The sequence below is a fragment of the Pirellulales bacterium genome (assembly GCA_035546535.1).
In the GTDB taxonomy this organism is placed as follows: domain Bacteria; phylum Planctomycetota; class Planctomycetia; order Pirellulales; family JACPPG01; genus JACPPG01.
On record DASZWQ010000182.1, the window covers coordinates 20,413 to 45,954 of the forward strand.

Annotated in this window: 18 protein-coding genes; 11 read left to right on the forward strand and 7 right to left on the reverse strand. The window is 63.9% G+C overall.

The features are described from left to right. Window positions 1-28 precede the first annotated feature (28 nt). Window positions 29-1,270 carry a HAMP domain-containing sensor histidine kinase gene (locus VHD36_21255; protein ID HVU89872.1) on the reverse strand — a complete coding sequence of 414 codons (1,242 nt, stop codon included), beginning with the start codon at window positions 1,268-1,270 and terminating at the stop codon, window positions 29-31. Window positions 1,271-1,703: 433 nt separating this feature from the next. Here VHD36_21255 and VHD36_21260 point away from each other — a divergent pair, with 433 nt between their 5' ends. Further along, window positions 1,704-2,372, forward strand: coding sequence for a protocatechuate 3,4-dioxygenase (locus tag VHD36_21260; protein HVU89873.1), 669 nt, complete (start codon window positions 1,704-1,706; stop codon window positions 2,370-2,372). Between the two features lie 27 nt (window positions 2,373-2,399). Here the strand turns inward: VHD36_21260 and VHD36_21265 are convergent, their stop codons facing one another. Continuing rightward, a complete protein-coding gene (locus tag VHD36_21265) occupies window positions 2,400-2,750 on the reverse strand; it encodes a DMT family protein (GenBank protein HVU89874.1) in 351 nt (116 codons plus the stop codon). A gap of 293 nt (window positions 2,751-3,043) precedes the next feature. On the opposite strand from VHD36_21265, the gene VHD36_21270 reads away from it, so the two are divergent. Beyond that, window positions 3,044-4,003 carry a hypothetical protein gene (locus tag VHD36_21270; GenBank protein ID HVU89875.1) on the forward strand — a complete coding sequence of 320 codons (960 nt, stop codon included), beginning with the start codon at window positions 3,044-3,046 and terminating at the stop codon, window positions 4,001-4,003. 42 nt (window positions 4,004-4,045) lie between these two features. Here VHD36_21270 and VHD36_21275 read toward each other — a convergent pair whose 3' ends face one another. Continuing rightward, window positions 4,046-5,689 carry a glycosyltransferase family 39 protein gene (locus VHD36_21275; GenBank protein HVU89876.1) on the reverse strand — a complete coding sequence of 548 codons (1,644 nt, stop codon included), beginning with the start codon at window positions 5,687-5,689 and terminating at the stop codon, window positions 4,046-4,048. 387 nt (window positions 5,690-6,076) lie between these two features. Here VHD36_21275 and VHD36_21280 point away from each other — a divergent pair, with 387 nt between their 5' ends. The 3 genes from VHD36_21280 to VHD36_21290 all read left to right on the forward strand — a co-directional run bounded on the left by VHD36_21280 (window position 6,077) and on the right by VHD36_21290 (window position 9,305). Continuing rightward, window positions 6,077-7,927 carry a GTPase domain-containing protein gene (locus VHD36_21280; protein HVU89877.1) on the forward strand — a complete coding sequence of 617 codons (1,851 nt, stop codon included), beginning with the start codon at window positions 6,077-6,079 and terminating at the stop codon, window positions 7,925-7,927. A 151-nt stretch (window positions 7,928-8,078) separates the two neighbouring features. Beyond that, window positions 8,079-8,438: a 2Fe-2S iron-sulfur cluster-binding protein gene (locus VHD36_21285; protein HVU89878.1), complete on the forward strand. Its 360-nt coding sequence runs from the start codon at window positions 8,079-8,081 to the stop codon at window positions 8,436-8,438. A gap of 36 nt (window positions 8,439-8,474) precedes the next feature. Beyond that, window positions 8,475-9,305, forward strand: a complete 831-nt coding sequence (locus tag VHD36_21290; GenBank protein HVU89879.1) for an enoyl-CoA hydratase-related protein — start codon at window positions 8,475-8,477, stop codon at window positions 9,303-9,305. Between the two features lie 29 nt (window positions 9,306-9,334). On the opposite strand, the gene VHD36_21295 is transcribed toward VHD36_21290, so the two are convergent. Then, entirely contained in the window at window positions 9,335-9,595 is a 261-nt protein-coding gene (locus VHD36_21295; GenBank protein ID HVU89880.1) for a hypothetical protein, read from the reverse strand. 267 nt (window positions 9,596-9,862) lie between these two features. Between VHD36_21295 and VHD36_21300 the strand changes: the two genes are divergently transcribed. From VHD36_21300 to VHD36_21315, 4 genes are all read left to right on the forward strand, one after another. Next, window positions 9,863-12,385, forward strand: coding sequence for a DUF1553 domain-containing protein (locus VHD36_21300; protein HVU89881.1), 2,523 nt, complete (start codon window positions 9,863-9,865; stop codon window positions 12,383-12,385). Between the two features lie 71 nt (window positions 12,386-12,456). Then, a complete protein-coding gene (locus tag VHD36_21305; protein ID HVU89882.1) occupies window positions 12,457-13,827 on the forward strand; it encodes a DUF1501 domain-containing protein in 1,371 nt (456 codons plus the stop codon). Between the two features lie 290 nt (window positions 13,828-14,117). Next, window positions 14,118-15,542 carry a replicative DNA helicase gene (gene dnaB / locus VHD36_21310; GenBank protein ID HVU89883.1) on the forward strand — a complete coding sequence of 475 codons (1,425 nt, stop codon included), beginning with the start codon at window positions 14,118-14,120 and terminating at the stop codon, window positions 15,540-15,542. Window positions 15,543-15,976: 434 nt separating this feature from the next. Continuing rightward, window positions 15,977-19,381 (forward strand): BamA/TamA family outer membrane protein, encoded by a 3,405-nt coding sequence (locus VHD36_21315; GenBank protein ID HVU89884.1) that lies wholly within the window; start codon window positions 15,977-15,979, stop codon window positions 19,379-19,381. 101 nt (window positions 19,382-19,482) lie between these two features. On the opposite strand, the gene VHD36_21320 is transcribed toward VHD36_21315, so the two are convergent. Then, complete coding sequence (locus tag VHD36_21320) at window positions 19,483-20,007, reverse strand: adenine phosphoribosyltransferase (GenBank protein HVU89885.1); 525 nt, start codon at window positions 20,005-20,007, stop codon at window positions 19,483-19,485. Between the two features lie 538 nt (window positions 20,008-20,545). Here VHD36_21320 and VHD36_21325 point away from each other — a divergent pair. After that, window positions 20,546-20,845, forward strand: coding sequence for a hypothetical protein (locus tag VHD36_21325; protein HVU89886.1), 300 nt, complete (start codon window positions 20,546-20,548; stop codon window positions 20,843-20,845). Between the two features lie 47 nt (window positions 20,846-20,892). Here VHD36_21325 and VHD36_21330 read toward each other — a convergent pair whose 3' ends face one another. After that, complete coding sequence (locus VHD36_21330) at window positions 20,893-22,269, reverse strand: ectonucleotide pyrophosphatase/phosphodiesterase (protein ID HVU89887.1); 1,377 nt, start codon at window positions 22,267-22,269, stop codon at window positions 20,893-20,895. Between the two features lie 370 nt (window positions 22,270-22,639). On the opposite strand from VHD36_21330, the gene VHD36_21335 reads away from it, so the two are divergent. Next, the gene (locus tag VHD36_21335; GenBank protein HVU89888.1) at window positions 22,640-24,739 is read left to right on the forward strand and encodes a hypothetical protein; all 2,100 of its coding nucleotides are present in this window, start codon (window positions 22,640-22,642) and stop codon (window positions 24,737-24,739) included. Between the two features lie 143 nt (window positions 24,740-24,882). Here VHD36_21335 and VHD36_21340 read toward each other — a convergent pair whose 3' ends face one another. Next, window positions 24,883-25,467: a hypothetical protein gene (locus tag VHD36_21340; GenBank protein HVU89889.1), complete on the reverse strand. Its 585-nt coding sequence runs from the start codon at window positions 25,465-25,467 to the stop codon at window positions 24,883-24,885. Window positions 25,468-25,542: the final 75 nt, after the last annotated feature.

Below are 25,542 nucleotides of genomic sequence, written 5' to 3' on the forward strand. Positions count from 1 at the left end.
CGGCGCTACCGCAGAGCCACCAACCCTATCATGACGCGTCGCGCGGCGCGATGGTCGGCGCCCGCTCGACGTTCGCCTCAGCGGTCGGCGTATTGTCCCCGGAAGGATTAACGGGCGGCCCGCCGACAAGCGGCAGACGAACGACGAACTCGCACCCCTGGCCGGAACCGTCGCTGTGCGCGGTGATCATGCCGCCGTGCAATTCGACAATCGGCCGGACGGCGGTCATGCTGATGCTCGTCCCGCTTCGCTCTCGGGCATTCGCCCGATCGAGCAAATCCCCGGGTTGAAAAACACGCGCCAGCGCCTCGGCGGAGAGTCCGGCGCCGGTGTCGCGGACTTTGAGAACGGCGACCCCGTCTTTTTCGTTCACGGTCAACCAGATCTGGCCGCCCGGGTTGGTCGACCGAATCGCGTTTTGCAGCAAGTTGAAGGCCACGCGCTCCAGCCGCTGCGCGTCGCCGTCGACCAGCACTGGCTTTTTCGCCAGGGAGATATTCAGTTCTCGGCCTGATTGCGCCGCCAGGCTGCGGAGGCCGTGAGCCGCGCGATTGGCGATTTCGACAAGATCGACGTTGCGCTTGTTCAGATGAATGCCGGCCTGGCTGTGGCGAAACGCGTCGAGCAGATCATCGATGAGTCGGCCGAGCTGGCTGGTTTCTTGCTTGACGATCTCCATGGCCGATTCCATCTCGGACGCTGTCGCGGCGATGCTATGGAACGAGGCGGCACTGGCGATGGGAATCAGAGGCCGGCGCAATTCTTCGGCGAGAACGCCCAGGAAATTCTCGCGGCGCTGGTCAATCTCGCGCAATTGGCCGCTCAGGGTTTCGAGCTCTTGATGGAGCCGCTTGCGTTCGGCGGCAAGTTCGCGGGCTTGCGTGCCGTAAAGCTCTTCCGTCCGTTTGGCCTCTTGCCGTGCGCGCCAGAAGCGGCCCCCGAGGCCGACGATCAGGCACCCGAGAGCGAGAAAGGTCACGACCGCGATGTAATTGTAGCCGTCGAGCACGAAGACGCTGTGGCGCGGCTCGATGAAGAAGAACGTCGCCATCGGCACGCTTGCGAATAGCACGAACAGCGCGGGGCCAACTCCGCCCAGCCAAGCCGTGGCAATAAGCGCCGCCATGTAGGTCATAAAGGCCTGGCGGTCGCCCAGCAGCGGATCGAGCGCCAGGCGAACCAGCGTCGCTATGATCAGACCAAGAGAAGCCCAGACGTAGGGGCGCGCAGTAACCCACGCGCCACGATTCATCGCAGAGCCAGCACTCATCACGCACTTCGCTTTCTGGAGACGAATCTACCCCTTTTTCAAGCTGGCCCGCGACAGCTCGAACGCCGAAAGCAACCCGGCTCAACAAGGAAGAGACCCCCGATTCTAGTTGCCAACTGCAAGGGCGGCAAACTGTTAAACCCGGCTCGCCGCGCCGAGTACCGCAAATATCGCGGAATCGATGGTATAAGCATTCGTCCCGCGGGGAACGGTTCTCTCGCAGCCGGCGGATTTGTGCCAGGAATCGTGACTAGAGCAGAAACGACACCCGGTCACCGCCAGCGGCAAAGAAGGACCAGCGTGACATTCTGTCACCACCTTGCGGCGGGTCCGATATAATGCGGGCGTTGTTGGTAGTCACACCGGGCGCGTTACGATCACTCGAACCGGCGCTATACATGACGCGCTGGTTCCTTTGCTGCGAGCTCATCCCATGATGCCTTCCTTTTCGTACGTATCTCGGCGCCGTTTCTTGGGTAGCGTTGCCGCCTCAACGGCCGTGTTCACGGTGCATGGCGCCTTTGCCGAAGAGTTGACCCGCACACCTGCCCAGACCGAGGGCCCTTTTTATCCCGACAAGCTGCCGCTGGACACGGACAACGATCTGATCATCGTCAACGATTCCATCACGCCGGCCGTGGGCGAGATAACACACCTCAGCGGTCGCATCCTCGATGCCCGCGGCGAGCCATTGCGCAACGCATTGGTCGAGATCTGGCAGGTCGATAACCAGGGCGCGTACATCCATTCGCGAAGCGGCAATCGCGACGCGCGCGACACGAACTTCCAGGGCTTTGGCCGCTTTCTCACCGGCTCGACCGGCGAATACTTTTTTCGCACGATCAAACCAGTGCAATACCCGGGCCGCACGCCGCACATCCATTTCGCGATCAAGACCAAGGGGCGCGACAAGTTCACGACCCAGTGCTACGTGAAGGGATCGCCGGGCAACGAACGCGACATGGTCTACCGGGGCATTCGCGATCCGCAAGCACGCGACGCCGTGACGATCGATTTCGCGCCCATCCCGAATTCGAAAATCGGCGAGTTGGCGGCACGATTCGACATCGTGATGGGCTTTACGCCGGAAGACCCCGCCTAGCGCCTGCCGTCGATTGGCGCGTGCGCGTCAGGATGGCGCGCCGCTAACCAAGCGCGGGTACAGCATGACCACCACGGCCAGCACGACCAGGGCAAACGCGGCCCAATCGCTCCATCGCGGCGCTTCGTGCAGATAAAGAAAGCTGAATACCAGGAACACCGAGATGGAAATCACTTCCTGGATGATTTTCAGTTGCGGTGCGGAAAACTGCCCATGACCGATGCGGTTGGCCGGCACTTGCAAGGCATATTCCGGCAAAGCGACCAGCCAGCTGGCCAGGATCACGACCAGCAGGTGCGTCGACTTGAAACGCAAGTGTCCATACCAGGCCATCGTCATGAAGGCGTTCGAGCAGATCAGTAGCAGGACCGTAGTCACGGCAACTCCTTGTCGGAATGGGCGATTTTCGTGATCTCGCGCAGCGCGAAATGGCCGCGTCCCGCAGCCACGGCCAATCATCCGTGAAGTCGCGGCCGCGCTTGCCCACCTTACACGCGAGCCAAGCGAGTTTGCGAGGGGGATTTCGCAGCCGCGCGATCTATGAGTCAAGAATTAACGTTCCATAAAAACAGCCGCAAAACCGGCTTTCGTTGTTTCGCGCGTCCCCAGGGCTATAATTCCTGCTAGGTGTGCGACCGTTCGATCGAATAATGATTCGCGGAGCTTTGGCCATGTGCCGTCGCTGGAATCCTCCGGTCCTGGCTCTTTTTCTGATTGCCGCTTCTGGTGCGATTGCCGCCGCGGCCAGCAAAGATGAGAGCGCCTCGAAATCAACGTTCCTGCGGCTTGCGCGCGACGATAAGGATCAACCGGTGTCGATGGATACGGCCATCGTGCGCTACAAGGCGAAATCGCCCGACAAGCAGGACGTGACGATCGACCTGATCGGGGCGGTACACATCGGCGAGAAGGCTTACTACGACAAGCTCAATGAGGAATTCGAGCAGTACGAAGCATTGCTGTACGAGTTGGTTGCTCCGGAAGGAACGCGCGTTCCCAAGGGGGGCGGCGGCGGCAGCGGCCATCCGGTGGCACTCTTGCAAAACGGCATGAAGGACATGCTGGAGCTGGAACACCAGCTCGAATACATCGATTACCACAAGGACAACTTCGTACACGCCGACATGTCGCCGGATGCTTTTTCCAAGTCGATGGAAGACCGCGGCGAAAGCGTGTGGACCATGATGTTCCGCATGATGGGACAGCAGATCGCGCAACAGAGCAAGCATCCGAGCCGTTCGTCCGACATGGATATCCTCATGTCCCTCTTCGACAAGAACCGCGCCCTGACACTCAAGCGGTTGATGGCCGAGCAATTCGAGGATATGGACGGGGCCATGAGCGCGTTGGAAGGGCCCGGCGGCTCGACACTGATCACCGAGCGCAACAAAGTGGCGCTCAAGGTGCTCGCCGAGCAGATCGGCGCGGGCAAGAAGCGCATCGGCATCTTCTACGGTGCGGGGCACATGCCCGACATGGAAAAGCGCCTGATCAAAGACCTGGGCGCCACGCGTGATACCGAACGCTGGCTCATTGCGTGGGATCTACGCGCGAAGAACAAAGGCGCCGGCGGCTCCAAGGACGCAGGTACCAAGAAGAAATCCGCCGCCAAGACTCCCGCGCCGAATTAGGGCGAATCAGCCTGTTCGACCGCGACCGTGCCCGGCCGGCATTCACTGCCGCGCCTTCGCCCGAAATTCATAGACCGTGTACACCGCATGTCGCGACGGCTCGGGGGGGCAATTGAGCCGCACGCGGTAGTTCTGCTCACCGGTCAATTCGTGGTGCGCGGACATTTCCTCCATCCATGCGCCAAAGGCCGCTTCATCCCGGGCTTCTCCGGCAAATTCGCAAACGACGCAGCGTAGTGGCCTGTCGATTGGCAAAGCGTCGAGATTGATGCTTCGCCCGCCCTGCCCGTGTAGTGGCGAGTAGGCGCGCTGGTAGCACAGGTAATCTTCGGGAACCGGGGCCGCGGTGAATCGTTTGCCCAGGTCGGTATGTACGCAGACGACGTCCCCCTCTTCGCCATTCTCCTTCCAGAACCAGCGTACGAATCCGCGATGCTCGAAATCGACGAGCCGCTTGTACGGCTTCGTGATGTCGCGCACGAGCGTCACCGCGCCGATCACGAACAGCACGGCGACGGCGATCTGAAAAGCGCGGCGCCGCGCTTCCGGCCTGGCAAAGCTTTGCAGCACCGTGGCCGCGCCCAGGCCAATCGCCAGACATGCGAGCGACGCATACCACTGCGAGAGCCGCGCCCCTCCGTACGGATAGCGCTTGAGCGCGGCCGCGACAAACGCCAGAAGCAATGGCGCCAGGACCAGCGTCGCAAGCATTCGGTCACGCCGCCTTAGGAGTACGATGGCTCCCACGACAAAGCAAGCCAGCGTCAGGATGCTGCCGAAATGATCGTCGCCAACCGGATAGGCCATCATCTCGCCGGCGTGAATCGTGGCCATCCAACCTAAGAAGGCCCAGGGCCGCCACGGCGGGAAGCCCTCGGCCCAGTATTGGTGCATGAACTCGTGCGTTGCCGCATACTGGGCCGCGGTGACCGACCGCAACATCAGCAGGAAGGTCACGGCCACGAGCACGTTGTACAGGGCGAAGGCGATCCACGCCGCTCGATCTCGCGTGCGCGCGACCGGTAGCGCCAGCGCCATCGAAACAGCCCCGGCGACGAAGATCGTGGGATTCGAAATCGAGATCATCGCTGGCCCCGCCACGGCCAGGGCCCACAACCAACGACGCTCCGTCGGCGCTTGCCAGAAGCGGACGGCCAGCCAGGCAAGAAACAGCGCCGCCGTCAGGTCCGATCCGTACGGCTTGCACTCCGCGGCATGCCGGATCGGGTAATAGCTGACCGCCAGGATGCCCACGGCCAGCACCATAGGCACCTTATTCAATGTCCGAGCCGCCAGGTCGCGAAACAGGAACATGCCTGCCACGCTGGCGATGACCGCAAACAGCCGCAGCGACCATTCGGAAAACCCGAAGAGCTTGATCGCCGTCAACTCGGCCGCCATGTAGCCAACCGGCGCCACTTGTTGCAGGGACAAGGGCTTGAGCAGGTCGCCATATCCGCGGTCCAGAAAGTTCTGGACCAGCATCAGCTCGTCGCCCCAGAACGGAAAGTTCAGCAGGTAGCGCGCCAGCCGCAGCGTCACGCCCACGGCTACGAACGACCACGCCAGATGATCGAGCCGGCCATCAGCGGCCGTATCAAGCACCGGCGCGGGAGTGTCAACGCGGGCCTGGGACCGGACCATGCGTCCGATCGGCCAGCGCGATCTGGTTGCGGTGTCGCTCATCAACAAAGATCCGATTGCCAGGAGGTCCGCCGCGGAAAAAGCCGCCAGAAGATAGTCCCTCGAGCGCGAATCGGACAAGGTCAGCCCTGATTGCGGTGGCCGGCGAAGCGCGATCACGATTCCGAAAAACCCGCGTTGGCCGTGACGTCCTCCCCGCCCCCGCTCGCTCCCGAAGAGCCGGCGCCGCGAGCTATAATTGGGGGCGGTTCAAGGCCGCCGCGCTCGCGTCGAATACACATTTGTGAATGCCGTCTTTGGCCAAGGCCTGCACCCGCGGGGCAGGTAAAACTTCTTACGACGATTCCCGAACCCCGCACGCTAGCACCACCTTTCGTCCCGCTCGATTTCCGAGAAAGAATTTTTGCGCCACAAGAGCCCAGCTTTTTCATGGCCGTTGACTTTCACGCTTGGGCCGCCCAGATCCAGTCGCTCGACCGTGCGCTCGCGGATCTGCGTGCCACGGCGCAAAGCCTCGGTGTGCCGCCGCCGGTGGGCGAGGAATGGTACGAGCTTTTGACGCACAAGTTGGTGCCGCAGGCCGCGGCGCCGCCCGTGCTCGTCGTGGCGATCGTGGGCGGTACGAATATTGGCAAGTCGGCCATCTTCAATCACCTGGCGGGCGAGATGGCCAGCGCCGTCAGTCCCTTGGCCGCCGGCACTCGGCATCCGGTCTGTCTGGTGCCGCCCGACTTCGACGACCGGGCGACGTTGAGCCGCCTGTTCACAGGGTTCGATTTGTGTCCTTGGCATGCGGCGGAAGATCCGCTCTCCGAAACGCCCGAGCATCGCCTCTTCTGGCGCGCAGGCGCCGCGGCTGCGTCGCGTCTCTTGCTATTGGATACGCCCGACATCGATTCCGATGCGCCGGTCAACTGGCAGCGTGCGGACATCATTCGTCAAGCGTCGGACGTGTTGATCGCCGTCTTGACGCAGCAGAAATACAACGACGCCGCGGTGAAGCAGTTCTTCCGCAAAGCGGCCGAGGCCGACAAGCCGATCATCGTGCTGTTCAACCAGGTCGACCTGGCGGCCGATCGCGACTATTGGCCGCTGTGGCTGAACACGTTTGCCGAGGAGACCGGCGCCCGGCCCGAGCTGGTTTATGTAGTGCCCTACGATCGGCAGGCGACGGCGGCGCTCGCGCTGCCCTTCTATCAGGTCGGACCCTCGGGGCGTGACGCGCCGCGCGAAAAGGTCTCGCTGCGCGACGATCTGGCGGCGCTGCACTTCGACAAGATCAAGCTTCGCACCTTTCGCGGCGCGCTGGTGCGGCTCTTGGATCAAGACGCAGGCGCGCCGGCCTATCTGGAGCGCATCCGTTATCGGGCCGGCGAGTTTGCCGCGGCCTCTCAAGCGCTTGCGGCGGCCGAGATGGCCCGCGTTCCCTGGCCGGCCGTGCCACCGCAATTGCTTGTCGAGGAAATCCGCGAGTGGTGGGACGCGCGGCGCAGCCCCTGGTCGCGCCGCGTGCATGGCGCTTACCGAGCGCTGGGACGCGGTGTCGGCTGGCCCGTGATGGCCGCCTGGCGCGCCTGGAATGGCCCGCCGACGGATCCGTTGGCGACATTTCGAGCCCGCGAGCGCACGGCCATCGTCGAGGCCGTGGAAAAGCTGCTCGACGAGCTCGACCGCCTGCGCCGCTTGGGAAACGAAACGCTGCGGCCGCGCTTGGAAGCGCTTCTGACGGGCGACCATCGCGCCGCGCTGCTGTCGCGTATCGAGGCAGCGCACGCCGCGCTGCCGGCGCTCGACGACGATTACCGTGCGACGTTGCGCGCCGAACTCGACCGCTGGGGAAGCGAGAATCCCGGCGCGGTTTCCTTTCTGCAATCCCTTGACCATGCCACGGCCATCGCCCGGCCGGCAATCACCGTCGTGTTACTCGTGACCGGGACCTTCGTCGGAAGTGAAGTCGTCGGACAGACGGCCCTGCACCTGGCCGGGCACACGGCGGGCAACCTGGCGGCCGAGGCCGCGATTGCCGGCGGCATCACCGTCGGCGGCGACGCCGTGATGACCGCCACGGGCGAAGGCGTGCGCCAGACCGCGGCCCGCTTGTTCAGTCGCTTGCAAAACAGCTACGCCGAATCGCGCGCCGCCTGGCTGGCCGGCTGGCTCGATCGCGAGCTGCTTGGCGGACTGCTGGCCGATCTCCGCCGGGGCGCTGACGCACAGCGCAGCCCCGCCTTCCGCGCCGCCAATGCCGCGCTCGTGGCGCTGCGCGACGTGGGCGAATAGCATTCGCGCCGCCCATGTCGTACGCCGGCCGGCGTTCCAAAAGCGAAGGGGGTTTTATTTGCGCGGCGTAAGCGAAATAATGCCTCGCGTGCGTTCTGCGCGCAACCGCAAACCATTTCCCATTCCGAACATCATCGAAGGGTGCCCCACGATGCCCAAGCTATCGGTCGAAGGAGTTGGCGATTTCACGGTGCCGGACGGCAAGCGCATGGTGCTGGCCCTGGAAGAAGAAGCCGGCATCGATCAATTGCACGCTTGCGGCGGACACGCCCGCTGCACCACGTGCCGGGTGGAATTCGTCGCAGGCGAGCCGGAAAAAATGACGGTCGCCGAGAAGAACGTGCTGGCCGCCCGCGGCTTGAGCGGCGTGCGTCTTAGCTGCCAGATTCTCTGCGATCATGATATGACGGTCCGCGCCATCAGCCGCCTCGAAGGGAGCGGGCGCAAGGACGCCGGCGGAAAGCCGGCCGCCGAGATCCAACCGCAACCGGTCGAGTGGACGACGAAATAGATTACGCAAGCGCGCCAGGTCTGGAGTCTCCGCGCGATGAGTGAGCCGGCCGACACTTCTCCCGATGCCGCCGAAGTGCTGACCTGCGTCCATCCGGGCGCGGAAGGGAACATTCTCGAGATCACGATCAATCGCGCGGCCGTCCACAATTGCGTGAACGGCACGGCGGCCGCACAATTGCTCTCCGCCTGGCAGCGCTTTCAAAATGATGATTCACTGCTCGTGGCGGTACTGCACGGCGCCGGCGACAAATCCTTCTGCTCAGGCGCCGACCTGACGGCGCTCGACCAGCTTGCCACGCTCGGCGAGCATCCGGCTTCGAGCGGTGAGCTGCGCCAGCATGGCGCCGGGCCGATGGGCGGGACGCGCCTCGTTCAGGTCAAGCCTGTCATCACCATGGCCCAGGGTTACGCGTACGCGGGCGGGTTGGAACTTTTCTGCCACGGCCACATCCGCATCGCCGAGCCGCAAGCCAGCTTTTCGGTCGCCTGCCGGCGCTGGGGCGTGCCGCTGGTGGATGGCGGCACCGTGTATCTGCCGCGGCTCCTGGGGTGGGGGAGCGCGTTGCCGCTGATCATCACCGGCGAGCGCATCTCGGCGGCGCGCGCGCAGCAAATCGGCCTGGTCTGGGAAGTCGTACCGACGGGAACCGGGCTGGCCCGCGCGCTCGATATCGCCCGGCAAATCTGTCAGCAGCCGCGCGACGCCATGCTGGCCGATCTGAACTCGGCCATCAACGGGCTTCACTTACCGATGGAAGATGCCCTGGATGTCGAAGCCGCGAACATGTATCGCGTGATGCGCAGCGAAAGCACGGCCCGCGGCCTGGCCCGTTTTGCCAGCGGTGAGCGGTTTTGGTTTAAGTAGTCACGCGATCAGCCGGTAGTGGATCCGTCTCAAGCCCGGTCCGTAGTCCAGTCGCGAGATTCGATGCCATAGCGTTCTTTTGCGGCGCGTTCCGCGTCGTCGATGGACTGGAACCAATCGTCCCAACAGAACGAGCCGTCCTGTGCGGCGCAAATGAGAAGGCAGTCGTTCGGTCCATTGCGTTCAATCTCAATGTCGACCAGAACGTCGCGCACAGGCGTCGGGAGCGGCTTAACGGCACCTGCGGGAAGCCAGCCGCTATGTTCTTCACCTCCGATACGTATCGACACGCCGATAACACGCTTTACCGGCTGTGGAGCGTTAGATGCCATTCCCCCATGTTACCCGGTGGGAGGGGTTATCGACGAGCGCGCTAGCCATCTGTCGCGTCGCTTTGTCGAGTCAGACTGCCCCAGAACTGATCTGCCGAAAAACGTGCAATCGCTCGGGCGGCCGGGTAGATTAGTCGGTGTTCCCGCCTGCCGCAACGAGCTTGGCCTGACGCCAATGCCCGCTTCGCGGCTCGATGTCGCACGACACCCTGCCGGACGAAACGCATGCCGCGCACGTTCCTACCCGTGCTGGCGATTCTTTTGACGATCTCGGGTGGTTTCGCGCGCGCTGCCGATGAGCCAAAGTCTGCAGACGCCGCTACCGAAACATTCTTCGAGACCAACGTACGGCCTGTGCTGGTCGCGCATTGCGCCAAGTGCCACGGCGCCGATAAACAATCGGGCCGTCTGCGCATCGATTCGCGCGCGGCACTGTTGACCGGCGGCGATCGCGGGCCGGCAATCGTGCCTGGCGACGCGGCCAACAGTCTGCTCGTGCAGGCGATCCGCCGCGGCGAAGATCTGCAGATGCCTCCCGACGACCCGTTGCCGCCAGCGGCGGTCGCGGACCTGGCGAAGTGGATTCAATCGGGCGCGTCGTGGCCGGCCAGCGCCGCGGACACGACTGCGTTCGACAAGGCGCGGCATTGGGCCTTTCAGCCGGTCGCGGCCGTCGAGCCGCCTGCCGACCCGAGCGGCTGGGCCGCGACGCCGATCGATCAATTCATTGCGGCCGGATTAGCCGAACACGCGTTGAGGCCCGCGGCTCCTGCGCCAAAACACGCGCTCTTGCGCCGCGCGTACTTTGACCTCATCGGTTTGCCCCCCACGCCCGAGGAGATCGCCGCGTTCGAGGCGGACGATTCGCCCGAAGCGTTCGCCCGCGTCGTCGAGCGATTGCTTGCTTCGCCGCGCTATGGCGAGCGCTGGGGACGGCATTGGATGGACGTGGTGCGTTACGCGGACACGGCGGGCGATAACGCCGATTATCCCGTGCCCGAGGCGCATCTTTATCGCGACTATATCATCGCCGCCTTCAATAATGATAAGCCGTATGACCAGTTCCTGCGCGAGCAACTGGCCGGCGACATTCTCGCTGCCGCGGCGCCCGATGATCATTATGCCGAGCAGGTGATTGCGACCGGCTTCATCGCCCTCTCGCGGCGCTACGGTACGATGCCGGTCGAGCTGTGGCAACTGACGCTCGAAGACACGATCGACACGTTCGGCCAGGCGTTCCTGGGGCTCACGCTGCGTTGCGCTCGCTGCCACGACCACAAGTTCGATCCTGTCTCGACCGCCGACTATTACGCCCTGTATGGGATCTTCGACAGCACGCAGTACCCCTACGCCGGCTCGGAAGAATACCAGTCGAAGGGGTTCAACCGCATGCACTTCGTGCCGCTGGTACCGCCGGCCGAAGCGGCGCCGAAACTCGCGGCCCACGCGGCTCATATCGAGGACTTGAAACGCGCGCTCGAAGACGCCGAGAAGAACGACCCTCTCGTGGCTCAGCTCGCACAGCTCGACGAGCGTATCGCCGCGGCCGAAAAGCTTTCCGCGGAGCCTGCCGGCGATGACGAAGAAGCGGTGCGCCGCAAAAAGGCCGTCGAGGCGCTCGAAAACCAGCGCAAGGAAACCCGGCGCGAGCGGGATGCGAAACTGAAGAAGTTGCGAGAGGGACTGCGCGATCCGCAGCGCAGCGGCCTGCCGCCCGACGTGCCAGGGGCGTATGCCGTCAGCGAAGGAAAGGCGCATGACGTGGCGGTGCAAAAGCGTGGTGACCCGGGCGAGCCAGGGCCGGTGGTCGCGCGCAATGCCCCCCAGTTCTTGCGCGGTGAACACGATCTGGCGATTCCCGCAGGCGCTAGCGGCCGGCAACAATTGGCCGCGTGGCTGACCGACGCGCGCAACCCGCTCACGGCCCGAGTGATGGTGAACCGCGTCTGGCAGTGGCATTTTGGTCGTGGGCTGGTGGCGACGCCGTCGAACTTCGGCTTGCGCGGCGCCGCGCCGTCGCATCCGGCCCTGCTCGACTGGCTGGCGCACGAATTCGTGGCGCAGGGATGGTCGATCAAGGCGCTGCACCGCGCGATCATGCTTTCGCGCGTGTACCAATTGTCTTCGACCGCCGCACCAGAAGTGGTCGCGGCCGATCCGGCCAATCAATACTACGCGCGGTTCGATCGGCGCCGGCTCGATGCCGAAGCGCTGCGCGATGCGATCATGGCCGTGGCCGGCACGCTCGATCTCGCGCCGCCGGCGGCGCATCCGTTCCCACCCTTGAACGAGTGGCACTGGACGCAGCACCAGCCCTTCAAGACCATCATGCCGTCGAACAAGCGCAGTGTTTACTTGATGACGCAGCGTTTGCAGCGGCATCCTTATCTGGCGCTCTTCGATGGTCCGGATACGAACTACTCGACCGGCTTGCGCACCGAGGCCACGGTGCCGCTGCAAGCCTTGTACTTTTTGAACAACGCGGGCTTCGCCGAGCAGGCCGCGGCATTTGCCGCGCGGCTGGTTGCCGCCTCCTCCGATCCGCACGAGCGAGTACGGCACGGCACGCTCGCGGCCTGGACGAGAGCCGCCGACGAGCAGGAAGTAGCTGGAGTGCTTGACCATCTGGGCGAAATTCGCCGGGAATTGGAGTCGAGCGGCTGCGCGCCCGAGGAGTTGGAGCAGGCCACCTGGACGCGTTTTGCCCGCGTGCTGTTGTCGGCCAACGAATTCTTGTACGTTGATTGAGAGGCCCGCTCGTATTTCATCCATGAAATCTGCGTCACCTACGGATACGTCTTCGCCCTGTTGAACCCGGCATGCGATCATCACCGCTAACTCGCCGTGACTTCCTGGCCAGCGCCACGGCCGGCGCGCTGGCGGCGGGCACGACTCTGCAATCGCGGCTGGCCCTGGCGGCCGCAGAGAATGGCGGCGGCCCGCTCGCACCGCGGCCCGGACATTTTCCGCCGAAGGCCGAGCGTTTGATCGTGGTTTTTCTCACCGGCGGCTACTCGCAGGTCGATACCTTCGACCCCAAGCCGCAACTGACTGCCGATCACGGCAAAGAATTCCATGGCGGGTTTTTGCTCGGCTCCCCCTTCAAGTTTCAGGCGTGCGGCCAGTCGGGCTTGATGCTCAGCGAGCTTTTTCCGCACCTGGCAGGAGTGGCCGACGAGTTGTGCGTGCTGCGCACCTTGCACACCGACATCGTCGAGCATTTCCAGGCCACGCTGGCCATGCACACCGGTTCGGCCACGGTGCCGATGCCCAGTCTGGGGACCTGGGTCAGCTACGCGCTGGGCACGCACAACGCCAACTTGCCGTCGTACATGGTGCTGGCCGAGCATTTGCCGTATGCCGGCGCGCAGGTGTGGGACAACAGTTTCCTGCCGCCGCATCATCAGGGCGTGCGCATCACGCCGGGGGACGAGCCGATTCCTGATCTGCGCTCCGCGGCGCGCAGCGTGCGGCTGGCCGAGCTCGAACAACTGATGCTGCGCGATGTGAACCGGCGACACGCCGCTGCACGCGCTGGCGACGTGAACCTGGCGGCACGGGCCAGCAGCTTTGACGTCGCCCGGGGGATGATGCACGAAGCGCCCGAGGCGTTTGACGTCACGCGCGAATCGCGCGCGTTGCTCGACGCTTACGGTGTGACGGACGGGGACCGCAAATCGTTCGCCTGGCAGTGCCTGGTCACGCGTCGATTGATCGAGCGCGGGGTGCGCGTGGTCGAGCTGATCGATACCGGCTCGCACGACAATTGGGACGCCCACGGCGACATGCAAGACCACCGGAAGAAAGCCGCGCGCGTCGATCAGGCCTTGGCGGCTTTGATCCGTGACCTGCGACAACGCGGACTGCTGGAATCGACGTTGATCGTCGGCTGCACCGAATTCGGCCGCACCCCCTGGGCGCTGAAGCAGGGGGAAAAAGGACGCAACCATCACGCCGAGGCGTTCAGTTGCTTCCTGGCCGGCGCCGGCGTCCGCGGCGGTATGACCTACGGCGAAACCGACCAGTACGGGGCGAAGATCGTCAAGGATCCCGTACACGTACACGATTATCACGCCACGATCCTGCACTTGTTGGGGCTGGATCACACGCGACTGACTTACCGCTACGCGGGACGCGACTTCCGGCTGACGGACGTCTCGGGCAACGTGCTGCGGCCGATTCTTGCGTAGCCCACGCAAACTGCCGTGCTCGATGGGGCCGTTTCGTATTTCATGCTGCGAAAAGACGCAGGCGAGACGCCTGCACCACAGAAATGCCGAAACAACTTGCGGTGCGGCCGTCTCGGCTGCACACCCCTGTCAACGTCTTAAGTCGTTGAGAGGCCGTGCACCGCTCCGACGGGTGATTCCCACCGCGCGTCCGGCTGCTAAAATCAGCTCCCTTTGGCAATCATCTCAATAGTTAGAGTGCCACTGGTGGCTTGCCCACCAGTGCCGTCGCCGCACGGAGGATAGGGCACATGGCAACGACGCGCATCGACTCTCGCCCCGCTGCATCGTCGTCGCGGAGCGAGATTCTCGACCGGCTGCCGCCGCAGAGCATCGAGGCCGAAAAAGCCGTGCTGGGCAGCGTCCTGCTCGATCCGATGACGTGCGATGATGTCGCGCTCGCGCTGCGGGCCCAGGACTTCTACGGGCATGCGCACCAGGTGCTATTCGACCATCTGCTGGCGATGCACGAAAACGGCGTGCGGATCGACGTCACCCTGCTGGCCGAGCGACTCCGGCAACACGGCGATCTCGAAACGGTCGGCGGATCGCTCTACTTGGGCGAAGTGATGCAGTCAGTCCCCACGGCCGCCAACGCCATGTATTACGCGAACATCGTGCGCGACAAGGCGACGCTGCGGGCGTTGATTCACGCCAGCACCGAAATCCTGCGAGATGCCTACGACCAATCGCTCGAATCGCGCGAAATGCTCTCGGCGGCCGAAGAAAAAGTGTTTCGCATTCTGGAGGATCGGGGGATCGGCGAACTGGCGCCCATCAACGAAGTGCTGACCGCGGCCTTGCAACGTATCGACGCCCGGCTGACGCACGAGGGAGCGTCGGACAGTGTTTCGACCGGTTTCAGTGAGTTGGATCAACTGACCGGTGGCATGAACCCTTCGGAGTTGATCATCATCGCCGGGCGTCCGAGCATGGGTAAAACGGCGCTGGCGACGAATTTCGCCACGACGGCGGCCGTGAAAAATCAGCAAACGACGCTCTTCGTCAGCCTGGAAATGTCGCGGCTGGAGCTGGTCGAACGCATGCTCTGTTCCTATGGCGAAATCAACGGCCACAAGCTGCGCAACGGCATGCTGTCGGCGGCCGACCGTCGCAAGTTGCCCGAGGTATCGTCCGAGATGAGCGAGGCGCGGTTGTTCATCGACGACAGCCCCAGCCGCAGCATGACCGAAATCGCGGCCACGGCCCGCCGGCTGAAGCGGCGCGAGGATCTGCGGCTGGTCGTGATCGACTACTTGCAGTTGATCGAGCCGGACAACGCCAAGGACCCGCGGCAGGAGCAGGTGGCACGGATCGCGCGCCGTCTGAAGGGACTTGCGCGCGAGTTGAAGATTCCCGTACTCTGCCTGGCGCAATTGAATCGGCAGGCCGAAGCTTCGAAAGATAATCGTCCGCGCCTGAGCCATCTGCGCGAAAGCGGAGCCATCGAGCAGGACGCGGACGTCGTGCTCTTCGTCCATCGCGACGAGTACTACATGAACAACGATGAGGACCGGCAGCGCGTGGCCGGGCAAGCCGACCTGATCATCGCCAAGCAGCGCAATGGGCCCATCGGCGACGTGAAGGTGAAATGGGAGAAGGACTACACGCGCTTCCGCGACGACGACCAGGCCCCCAGCTATCTGAACGACAGCGAGCAGTTCCGCCCGTTCTAGTTTCCGCGGGTCTTCGACCGCTGCTTTTATGCGAGATGTGCGCGTTGGCGGCGTGCGGCGAGCCGCCACGCGCGTGCCGTCAGCGCCAGCAGCGGTGCCGTCGGCGGTACGCGCGCCGCGCCTGGCAAGTCAGGCGTTTTGGGTGGCCCTGTTACTTTCTTAAGCGGCCGTCACGTTCGCCAACACCCTGTTTGGCAGTCTGTTGCGCTCGCTAGCTGTGTGAATCTCCCTTGTGGGCCGCACCGGCTTTGAGTATTTCTACGCGACCCATCTAGGGCACCAGGAGTTCCTTGCGCGTTCGCGCCGGTCGCATGTAAGTGCGCTGCGGGCCGTTACAAGCAGGTTCCTGGATCGTCCGTCAACCGATCATTTCCCGCGCCATTCGTTATCGGAATACGCCTTTGATACTTGGCGGCCGCTTCGATTCTGCCCTCATGTCGCGCTTGTGCGCGATCGCGCTTGTCGTTGCGCTGGCAACGACCATTGCGCGCGGGCAATATCCGGCGGCGGGAAGCGCGCCTCCGACGAATTCTGCGCCCCGGTCACCGCTGCTGCCGGGCGCGGCGCCGCCATCGGGCCCCGTGCCGATGACGCCCCCGTCGCAAGATGCCGGTCTGCCGATTTCGACCACGCCCCAAGTGGTCGAAGTGCGCATCGAAGGGAACAAGGCCGTCGAATCGCACAAGATCATGCCGCACATCAAGACCCGCGCCGGCCGGCCGTTGGATAAGTCGATCGTCGAAGACGACGTCAAGCGGCTCACCAAGACGCATCAGTTCATCAACGTCGAACCGCGCTACGAACGGCGCCCGGACGGCGGCATCGTGATCATTTACCACGTCGTCGAGCGGCCCTTGATCCGCTACGTAAGAATCTACGGCAGCACGAAGAGCGAAAAGACGCTGAAGAAAAAGGCCGGCTTGAAAGAAGGAGACGCGCTCGACCCGTACGCCGTCGAAGAGGCGCGCACCAAGCTGGAAGAGTATTTGCACTCGAAGGCCTACGCCCAGGCCTCGGTCACGATCATCGAGGGAACACGTCCCGGCGACCGCGGCGTGAAGCTGATGGTCAACGAGGGTCTGAAGCAGAAGATCTGGGACGTGAACTTCGAAGGCAACACCGTAGCTCCCGACAAGCGCTTGGAAACGCAAATCCAGTCGAAGCCGCCGATCCTGTGGATCTTCAAGGGAGAAGTCGACTACAACCGCATCGACGAGGACGTGCGCCGCCTGACCGACTACTACCGCGGACTGGGCTTCTTTCGCGCCCGCATCGGACGCGAGTGGATCTTCAACGAGAAGCAGAACTGGATGACGTTGAATTTCGTCATCGAGGAAGGCCCTCGCTACACCGTCAACAATGTCTCGGTGATCGGCAACAGCCGGCTGCAATCCGAAGCGTTGATGAAGGATCTGAAGCTGACCGGCGGAGACTTTTTCGATCAAGCGAAGCTGAACAAGGATATTACGGGGGTCCAGGACAAATACGGCGAGGTAGGCTACATCTTCGCCGACGTCCAACCCGAAACGCGCTTCCTCGAAGAACCGGGCCAGCTCGACCTGGTGTACAAGATCGAGGAAGGAGACCGCTACCGGGTGGGGCGCATCGACGTGAAGATTTCGGGCGATAATCCGCACACGCGGCGAACGGCCATCTTGAACCGGCTGTCGTTGCGCACCGGCGACATCGCCAACACCAAAAAGCTGCGCGACAGCGAGCGGCGCCTGAAGGCTTCGCAAATGCTCGCCAACCAGCCGGCCCAGGGGCAAGTCCCCAAGATCGTGTTCGCCAAGCCCGGCATGGAAGACGAAGAGGAAGACGCCGATACGTCGGTGGCACGCAACCCCCGCGGTCGTCATAAGGGGCCGGGCGTGCAAGCGCCGATGGGCCTTGGCGGCATGGGCGCCGGCGGCATGGGTGGGATGGGGGGCGGCGGCATGAACGGGATGGGCTTCAATGGGCAGAGCCCCGACCCCGAAACGACCTCCTCGGCGCATGATGGCGAGTTGTTGCACGAGGGAGAATCGGCCGAAGTCGAGTTGATCCCCGAAGGCCTGGCCCCGCCGCCGCGCCGCACGGCGCAAGTCACGACCGTCGCGCGCCCCTGGCTCACCGGGGACACGCGCGAAATCGTCGTCCGCGGACAGAGCCCCGCGGGCGCGAGCTCCTCGTTCGGACAACAGCCGCTCGGGCGTATCGAGCCCGACGCTCCCACCGGTGGTACCCGCTACGTGGGGAACAGCGCGGGCGTCACTCGGACGCAGTTCATTCAACCGGTGCCCGGCGGCTACGCGCCGTCGAGCACGCCGCCGTCGAGCGCAACGCCCACGATCCCGCCCGCCGTCACGCCGTCGTATTCCCAGCCGGGCGGCTATGCCGCGCCGGGAGGTTATGCCGCTCCGAATCAGTACGGCGCCCCGCCGGTGAATTCGATTCCGGGCTACGGCTCGGCAGTGCCATCAGGAAACGCGCCGCCGGCCTACGCTCAGCCCGGCTATGCGCAACCGGGTTATTCGCAACCTCCCGTTTATGCTCCTCCTGCCGGCGGCTACGCGGCGCCGGGGGGTGGGCCAGCGTACGGGCAATCGGTGCTGCCGCCGCCGTCGGCAGTGCCCAGCGGCCAGCTTCCGCCGCCCAACGTGCCGCCGCTGTTGAACAACGCTCCGGCCGGCGCCGTCGCCAGCCCGGGCGGATATGCGGGCCCGAACGACGTCTTTCCGCCGGGCGTCGGCCCCGGTCCCTTCGAGGAAGACCCGCCGCGTGATATCCCGATCCGCATCATGGGGCAGGAAACGCAGACCGGTCGCTTGATGCTGGGCGTGGGCGTGAACTCCAACGCCGGCTTGATCGGAAATATCACGCTCGACGAGCAGAACTTCGACTGGCGCCGCTGGCCGACCAGTTGGGAGGACATTCGCAACGCCACGGCCTTCCGCGGCGGCGGTCAGCAATTCCGCATCCAGGCCTCGCCCGGTACCGTCTATCAGCAGTACATGGCCAGCTTCCAGAACCCGTATCTGTTCGATACAGCGATCAGCTTCGGCCTGAGCGGCTCGTACTTCACGCGTATTTACAACAACTGGACGGAAAAACGTCTGGGCGGAAGCGTCCGCCTGGGCTACCAGTTCCTGTTCGATCCGAACTTGTCGACGATGGTCTCGCTCCGCGCCGAGAACGTGAACATCTCGCAACCGTCGGTCCCCACGCCGCCGGAGTTGGAAGCGGTGTTGGGTAACAATGCCTTCTTCTCGGCCAAGTGGGATATCGTCCACGACACGCGCGACAGCGCGTTCCTGGCCACGCAAGGGCATCGCATCGACATCGGGTTGGAGCAGGCGTTTGGGAGCTTCACCTTCCCGCGCGCCACGATCAACTATTCGCAACATTTCCTGCTGCACGAACGGCCCGACACGTCCGGACGGCAAACGCTCAGCTTCAACAACCAGACGGGCTTCACCGGATCGAACACGCCGATCTACGAAAACTTCTTCGCCGGCGGTTACACCACGCTCCGCGGTTTCTACTTCCGCGGCGCGTCGCCACTGGACGAAGGCGTGCAGGTCGGCGGTCACTTCATGTTCATCAACTCGGTCGAGTACATGTTCCCGATCACCGGCGACGACATGCTGCGCGGCGTGGCATTTACCGACTTCGGTACCGTCGAGCCCAGCACCGAAATGCACTGGCAAGATTTCCGCATCTCGCCGGGCTTGGGCCTGCGTGTCACCGTGCCCGCCATGGGACCCGCGCCGATCGCATTGGACTTCGCCGTGCCGGTACACCACGCTCCGGGCGATCAATTGCAGCTGTTCAGCTTCTTCATCGGCGTGAACCGGTAACGCCGCGAGTTTTTGGCGGCTGCAATACACCGCGTGCAAGAACACCGGGTGCACCTGCGGTGCGACCGTTAAACGGCGATCCCGCAGGGATGCCACGACCGTCAGTACTTCATCAGGCTGAAGGTTTCGTATTCCTTGATCCGTTCGGCGCCGTGCAGATCCGCAAGCTCGAGGACGAACGCGCAGCCGGCCACGTGCCCACCGGCGCGTTCGATCAACCGGCAGCAGGCTTCCATGGTGCCGCCGGTGGCCAGCAAATCATCGACCAACAGCACGCGCTGCCCGGAGGCGACGCCGTCGCTGTGAATCTCCAGCGTGTCGGTGCCGTATTCCAGCTCGTAATGAAAGGCGTGCGTCGAAAACGGCAGCTTGCCGGGTTTGCGCACGGGTACGAATCCCAGGCCCAACTCGATGGCCAGCGGCACCGCAAAGATAAAGCCGCGCGCCTCGGCCGCGGCCACCACGTCGATCGGTCGGCCGCGATAATGTTCGGCCAATTGGCGGATCGATTCGCGCAAAGCCTCGGCCGCGGAAAGCAGCGGCGTGATGTCGTAAAACATGATCCCCGGCTTCGGAAAGTCGGGAATCGAGCGGATGTATTCTTTGAGATTGATCGCAGGCGGCATGAGGCGCAGATCTCTTTCGAGTGCTCGAAGTCATCGCGATTCGAAACGACGGTGCGGGCGCCGGCGCGCGGTCCCGACCGGCCGCAGGGCAATATAGAGTCACCCCACAAGACTGGCCAGCGCCACGCGAACGGTAACGAGAATCGGGAAACTTACGTGCGCCGAATTTGACCGTGCGAGGACCGCGACCTATGTTTCAGATGCCGAACGGCCGTAAGGCAGTCGGCCCAAAAACATGGCTCTCTCACCCCCGTGTCTAGGTGGGGCCGTCGCAGTCCTCGCTACGGCGGCCCTACCTGAACTTCAGCCACCCGATGCGGGCCTGGTGCCATCGTTCCGTACATTTCCCGGCAGCGCGGCACTTCGATCGGCCGACGGCTCGTAACAGCCCCTTGCTCTGCTGTGCATCACCGTCTAGGCTTCTTTGTTCCCCGTTCGTCCGCCCGGGCAGACGGCTCGCCGTTTCGGATTGCGGACCCGTTGGTCGCGCGTTGTCATCAGACCAATTTCGTCCCCAGCACAGTTCAAGAGTTCGTTCATGTCTTGCCAAATTGCATCGCCTGGATCGTTGATTGAAGATTCGCCCGCGCCCATTTGGGAAACGCCGTGGTTGGTATGCGAAGACCCCGATTCCGACGAGCCCGCGGGTGAAGCTGAGGCCGGGGACGAAGACATCGACGACGACGATTTTGACGACGACTTCGACGACGATTTCGAAGACGACCTGGACGCGGAATTCGAGAAGGACATCGACGAATTCGACGACGACGCGGGGGTCGGCGAGGCAGACGACGACGAGGACATCGAGGTCGGCGAGGAATTCGACGACGATTTCTAGAGCCGCCTGGGTGCGCTTTGCCGCGAGTGCGCGATCATCTTGCCAGTTCAATCGGCGAGCGCGCCGCTGATTGGCTTTCCGTCGACGTTGTCGAGCGCCAGGTTCAGCAGCCTGGCGACCGTCGGCGCGACGTCGATGTTCGAGACGCGTTCGAGGTGTGTGCCCGCCTTGATGCCACGCCCCCACGCGACAAAGACGGCGTCCATCGCTGGCAAATGTTCGTCATGACCGTGGGCCCCTTTGCGACCGGGCGGTGCGGCGATCGTCGGCGGCCCGATCGCCGAATCGCCAAAACTCCATCCTTCCTCGGCCAATAATAAAAAATCGGGCGAGCGAGGCTCGACCGCGGGCTGCGCCAGACGATGATCGGCGAAATCCGCCGCGGCGACGATCTTTGCGACGCCTTCCTTCCCTGAAAGGGCTTTGCGGACGCGATCAACGAGCGCGGCCCGATTCTCCCGTTCGTCGATGTAGACAAGCGCCGCGCCTCCCTGCACGATCACGTGCGTTGCCCCCTCCCGCACCTTGTCCCCCTCAACGTCGAGCAGGCCCGCTTCTTTCAGAATCACGTTCGGCATGACGAGACGCTCGACCGGTGAGAATCCGTGATCCGAGATTACGATCAGCGTGGCTCGCGCGCCATACACGCGCTTGACGGTCTCCCACACGAGGCGAACTTGCTCATCGGCCGCCGCCATGGCCGCATAAGCGTCATCGGTCCGCGGACCCTTCACGTGTTGCTGGTAATCGACGTGGGTCAAATGGAGTAGTGCCAGGCCCGGCTTATGGCGCTCCAGAATAAAATTGAAAACGCGCGTGCAGGTGTCGTCGGAGATGACCTGGTATTGCTTCGGGCCCGCCTGCACCACTTCGCCATCGGCCCACACGCCGGCCGCTTTGCACTCGGCCACCAGTTGCGGGGTGGAATACTCGTGCAAGAGCCGATCTGAGAAGACGTCGGGGACCGTCCAATCCAGACCCTTCGCATCCCGCGTGGCGGGCCAGCGAATTGCCGCCGTGCCCAGCCCACGTTGTTTGGCCCAATCGTAGATCGTGGGCACGCGCACGAGCGGCTCCTTGTTGCCCGCCGGATCGGTCATCAGCGGGACAGGTTGGCGAAGCGCGCGATCGTAATAGTCATTACCGACGACACCGTGGCGCGCCGGCGTCACACCCGTGACGAGCGTGGTGTGATTGGGCCAGGTGACGGTCGGCGCCACCGTTTGCATCGCGTCGGCATAGGCGCCGTGCGCGGCCAGCTCATGAAGCGTCGGCAACGCGGCGCGCGTATCTTGCCAATAGAACGCGGCCAGGCCATCGACGCTGACCACGATGACGGCAGCCTCGGGCAATTCTGCGCTGCGCGCCAGCGTGGGACAAAAAATCACGACCACAAGTGACAGCATCCGATACCAACGTCGCATCGCAAAAACTCCTACGCGTTTCCATAGCAAGCAAACCATCGAACAGCGTACGCGATGATTGTGAGCACTGCGTTAGGAGCGCACCACGACGGCGTGCCGCCTCCCACTCGATGTGGTGGACTGCCTGGTCACGAAATGATCACATCGATGAGCGTACGTTTAGAGTTCGATGAACTTCGCGCATTGCGGCTCTTTCGCGTTGACCTTGCGCATGTCGATTTCTAGAGTCGGCACATCTTTCGCGCCCGGGCTGGGACGCGTGGGCCGCATCGCGGCCGCCAGTGATTTCGAAGGTTTCGATTTCCGAGATTCGCAACTTTGGTGATGCCGGCGGGTGTGCTGCCGGCGACCGCAACACGAGGAGACGCCAATGAAACGAAGAGTACGAACGTTCCTTGCCCGATCAGGAACAGCGGCCGTGTGCGCCAGCATGCTCGCCTGTAATCTGCCGCGCACGTCACAAGCGGCCAGCATCAATTTCGACACGACAAACGGCCTGATCAATGGATCGGCCACTTCTACGATCAACGGTGTGACGGTTTCTTACACCGGCACCGTGAACGGCGTTGCCGACTTCACCGTGTATGGTGATCTCGATGTTCTCTCGACCGACACGGTCAATGCGATTGGCAGCAATGGCCTCGATCTGATCGTGGGCAACAACGTCAACATCGCGGCAGGCGCCACATTCAACGTCACCGCCGGCACGCTCGGTGGCGGTTCCGGCGCAGCAGGCGGAGCCAACGGCGGCACGAGTGGCAATGGCGGCGCCGGCGGTGGCGCTGGCGGCAGCCTCAACGGTCAAACCGGCGGCCACGGCAGCTCGGGCACCAACAACACCGGCGGACCCGGTGGTGGCACCAGCCCGCAAGGAGGGCACGGTGGTGATGACGGCGCGGGCGTGAATAGTGGCGGAGGCGGATCGGCCGGTGGTGCGCGTGTCGCGGGCTCGACAGGCACCGGTGGCGGCACCGGCGGCACCGGCCGGGTAGGCGGCGCCGCAGGTCTCGGTGGCGGGGGTGCGGGCATAGCCGGCAGCGGTGCCGCAGGAACTGCGGCGGGCGCGGGCGCGAATCCTGGCGACGGCAGCGGTTCCGGCGGTAGTGGCGAAGGAGTCGGCGGTGGCAGCGGCGGCACAGGTGGACCAGGCGCCGCGGGTGCGACCGGTGGAAACGCGAACAATGCCTCCGGCGGTGGTGCCGGCGGCGGCGGAACGAACACAGGTGGAAACGCGCTGACGTTAACTGGTGGTGGAGGCGGCGGCTCCGGCGGCGGTGGTGGCGGTGGCGGTGGCGGCGGCGGCGGTAGCTCCGGCGGTGGTGGTGGCGGCGGTGGTGGTGGTCAAGGCTTTCTCGGCTCGGCCGGCACCGGTGGTGGCGGTGGGGGTGGCGGACAAGGTGGTACCGGCGGTACTGGCGGTCATGGCGGCCTCGGCGGTGGCGGCGGAAACGGTGGCGGCGCCGTGAAAATCGACGCCCTTGGGGCCGTGAATATCAACACCACCCTGTCCGCGCAGGGCGGAAACGGTATCACCGGCGGTAGCGCCACCACCGGTAGCGGCGGCGCTACGGGTCAGACCGGTGGCACCCCTGGAAACGGCGGAAGTGGTGCATCGGGCGGCGGCAACGGCGGACCTGGTGGCCAGGGCGGCAACGGCGGCTTAGGCGGCCACGGTGGAAACGGCGGCCCCGGCGGCACCGGCGGCGGCGGAGCTGGCGGAACATTCTGGATCAGTGGCACCACGCTTGGCGGCACCGGCAGCTTGAATGTCTCCGGAGGAACCGGTGGCAACACCGGCGGCGGTGGACGCGCGATCGAGGGATCGAACCTCGGAAACGTGGCCAGCGTTGGCGCTGCGAATGCGCCGACCACCACCGGACCGCAAGCGGCCAATCCCTTCATCGGCGGAGCGCCGAACACTCCGTATGTGCCAAACCTCAGTGGAGGTTCCGCCGCTTACGGGATCAGCACCACCTTGACGGCTGCCAGCTTGCAAAACAGTCTGCCGACAACCGACATCAACGGCGTTTCACTGGCTAATGCGACGGGCGCTTTGTTCCGTGTCTCGGCCTCGACATTCGGCCCGGCGTTCGCGGGCTATGACGCGCTGTTGTTCCTGAATCTTTCGTCGAACTCGCTCAACGTGCCCGAGATGACCCTCGGCGGTACCTTGCAACAACTGTTGCAAGGTGGCTTCAATACCGAAGCGGCCTTTGGCGGCACGGGCCCGCAACTGCTCGGCTCGCTGGCGGGCAACGGCGTGTACGGCACGCTGGTGCCGGCAGGTTCGACAGTGCTGCCGGCGGTGCAGTTCACTTCGTCGACGTCGGGCGTGACGTTTGCCGCCAGCGGAGCTTCGCTGGCGGACGGCCAGGCGTTGTATGTCGTGCCCGAGCCGTCGACGGTGGCGATGGCCCTCGTCGGCGCGTTCGGCCTGCTCCTGGCGTTTGTGCGTCGCAAAGCGGCCTGACACGAGGTAAGTTTTCGCGTAAGCTGAGATGATCGAAGCACCGCCGGGCGCAATCGTGTGCCCGGCGGTTTTCTTTGCGCCGCGATGCTTGCGCGCGTTCCGGCCCGCGTCTAGTCAGTCATCACGCCGACACGATCGCGCAGTTATTTCGCGGTTGGCTGCTCGGCGGGTGTTGCGAGCTGGGCTCGTTGGCTTGCCAATTGATCGCGCAGTCGTGAGATTCGCTTCTCATTAGTCCCTTCGCGCGCCAGATTGTCGAGAATTCCCGTCGCATCATCGAGCGTCTCGCCGGCCAGGTTGTCAAATCCGCAAGCGTGGTGCTCCCGAGCAAGATGCAGCAGTACGTTGGCATCCTTCCTCATGAACCAGAACGTTTTTTCGTTTTGCAGTGCGTCGAGTGCTTCGCGGCGCTCTCCCGCGGCCACGAGCGCTGCTGCCAGTCGGCCTTGGTCGGTTGCCCACTCCTCGCTATCAGGCTTTGCCGTGGACAAGACGAGGCGAGACAACGCGACAGCCTCTTGATGACGGTCCGACCCTTGCAACAATTCCGCCTTCGAGCGCTGAAAATAGCGGCGCGTCACTCGGTCGGATGCCGCTGCAATCTGCTGGTCATAAAAAGCTGCAGCCTCGTCGATGCGTTCCATCCGCGTCAAACACACCGCAATGTTACGCAGCATCCAATCGCGATCGTCGGCCGGGCAGTGTGGGTCGTCGACCAGCCGGCCCAAGATCGCCATGGCTTCTTCGTTTCGCCCCAACTCCTCCAGGAAGGCACAGCGTTTTTGTTCCAGTTGAAACCGAAC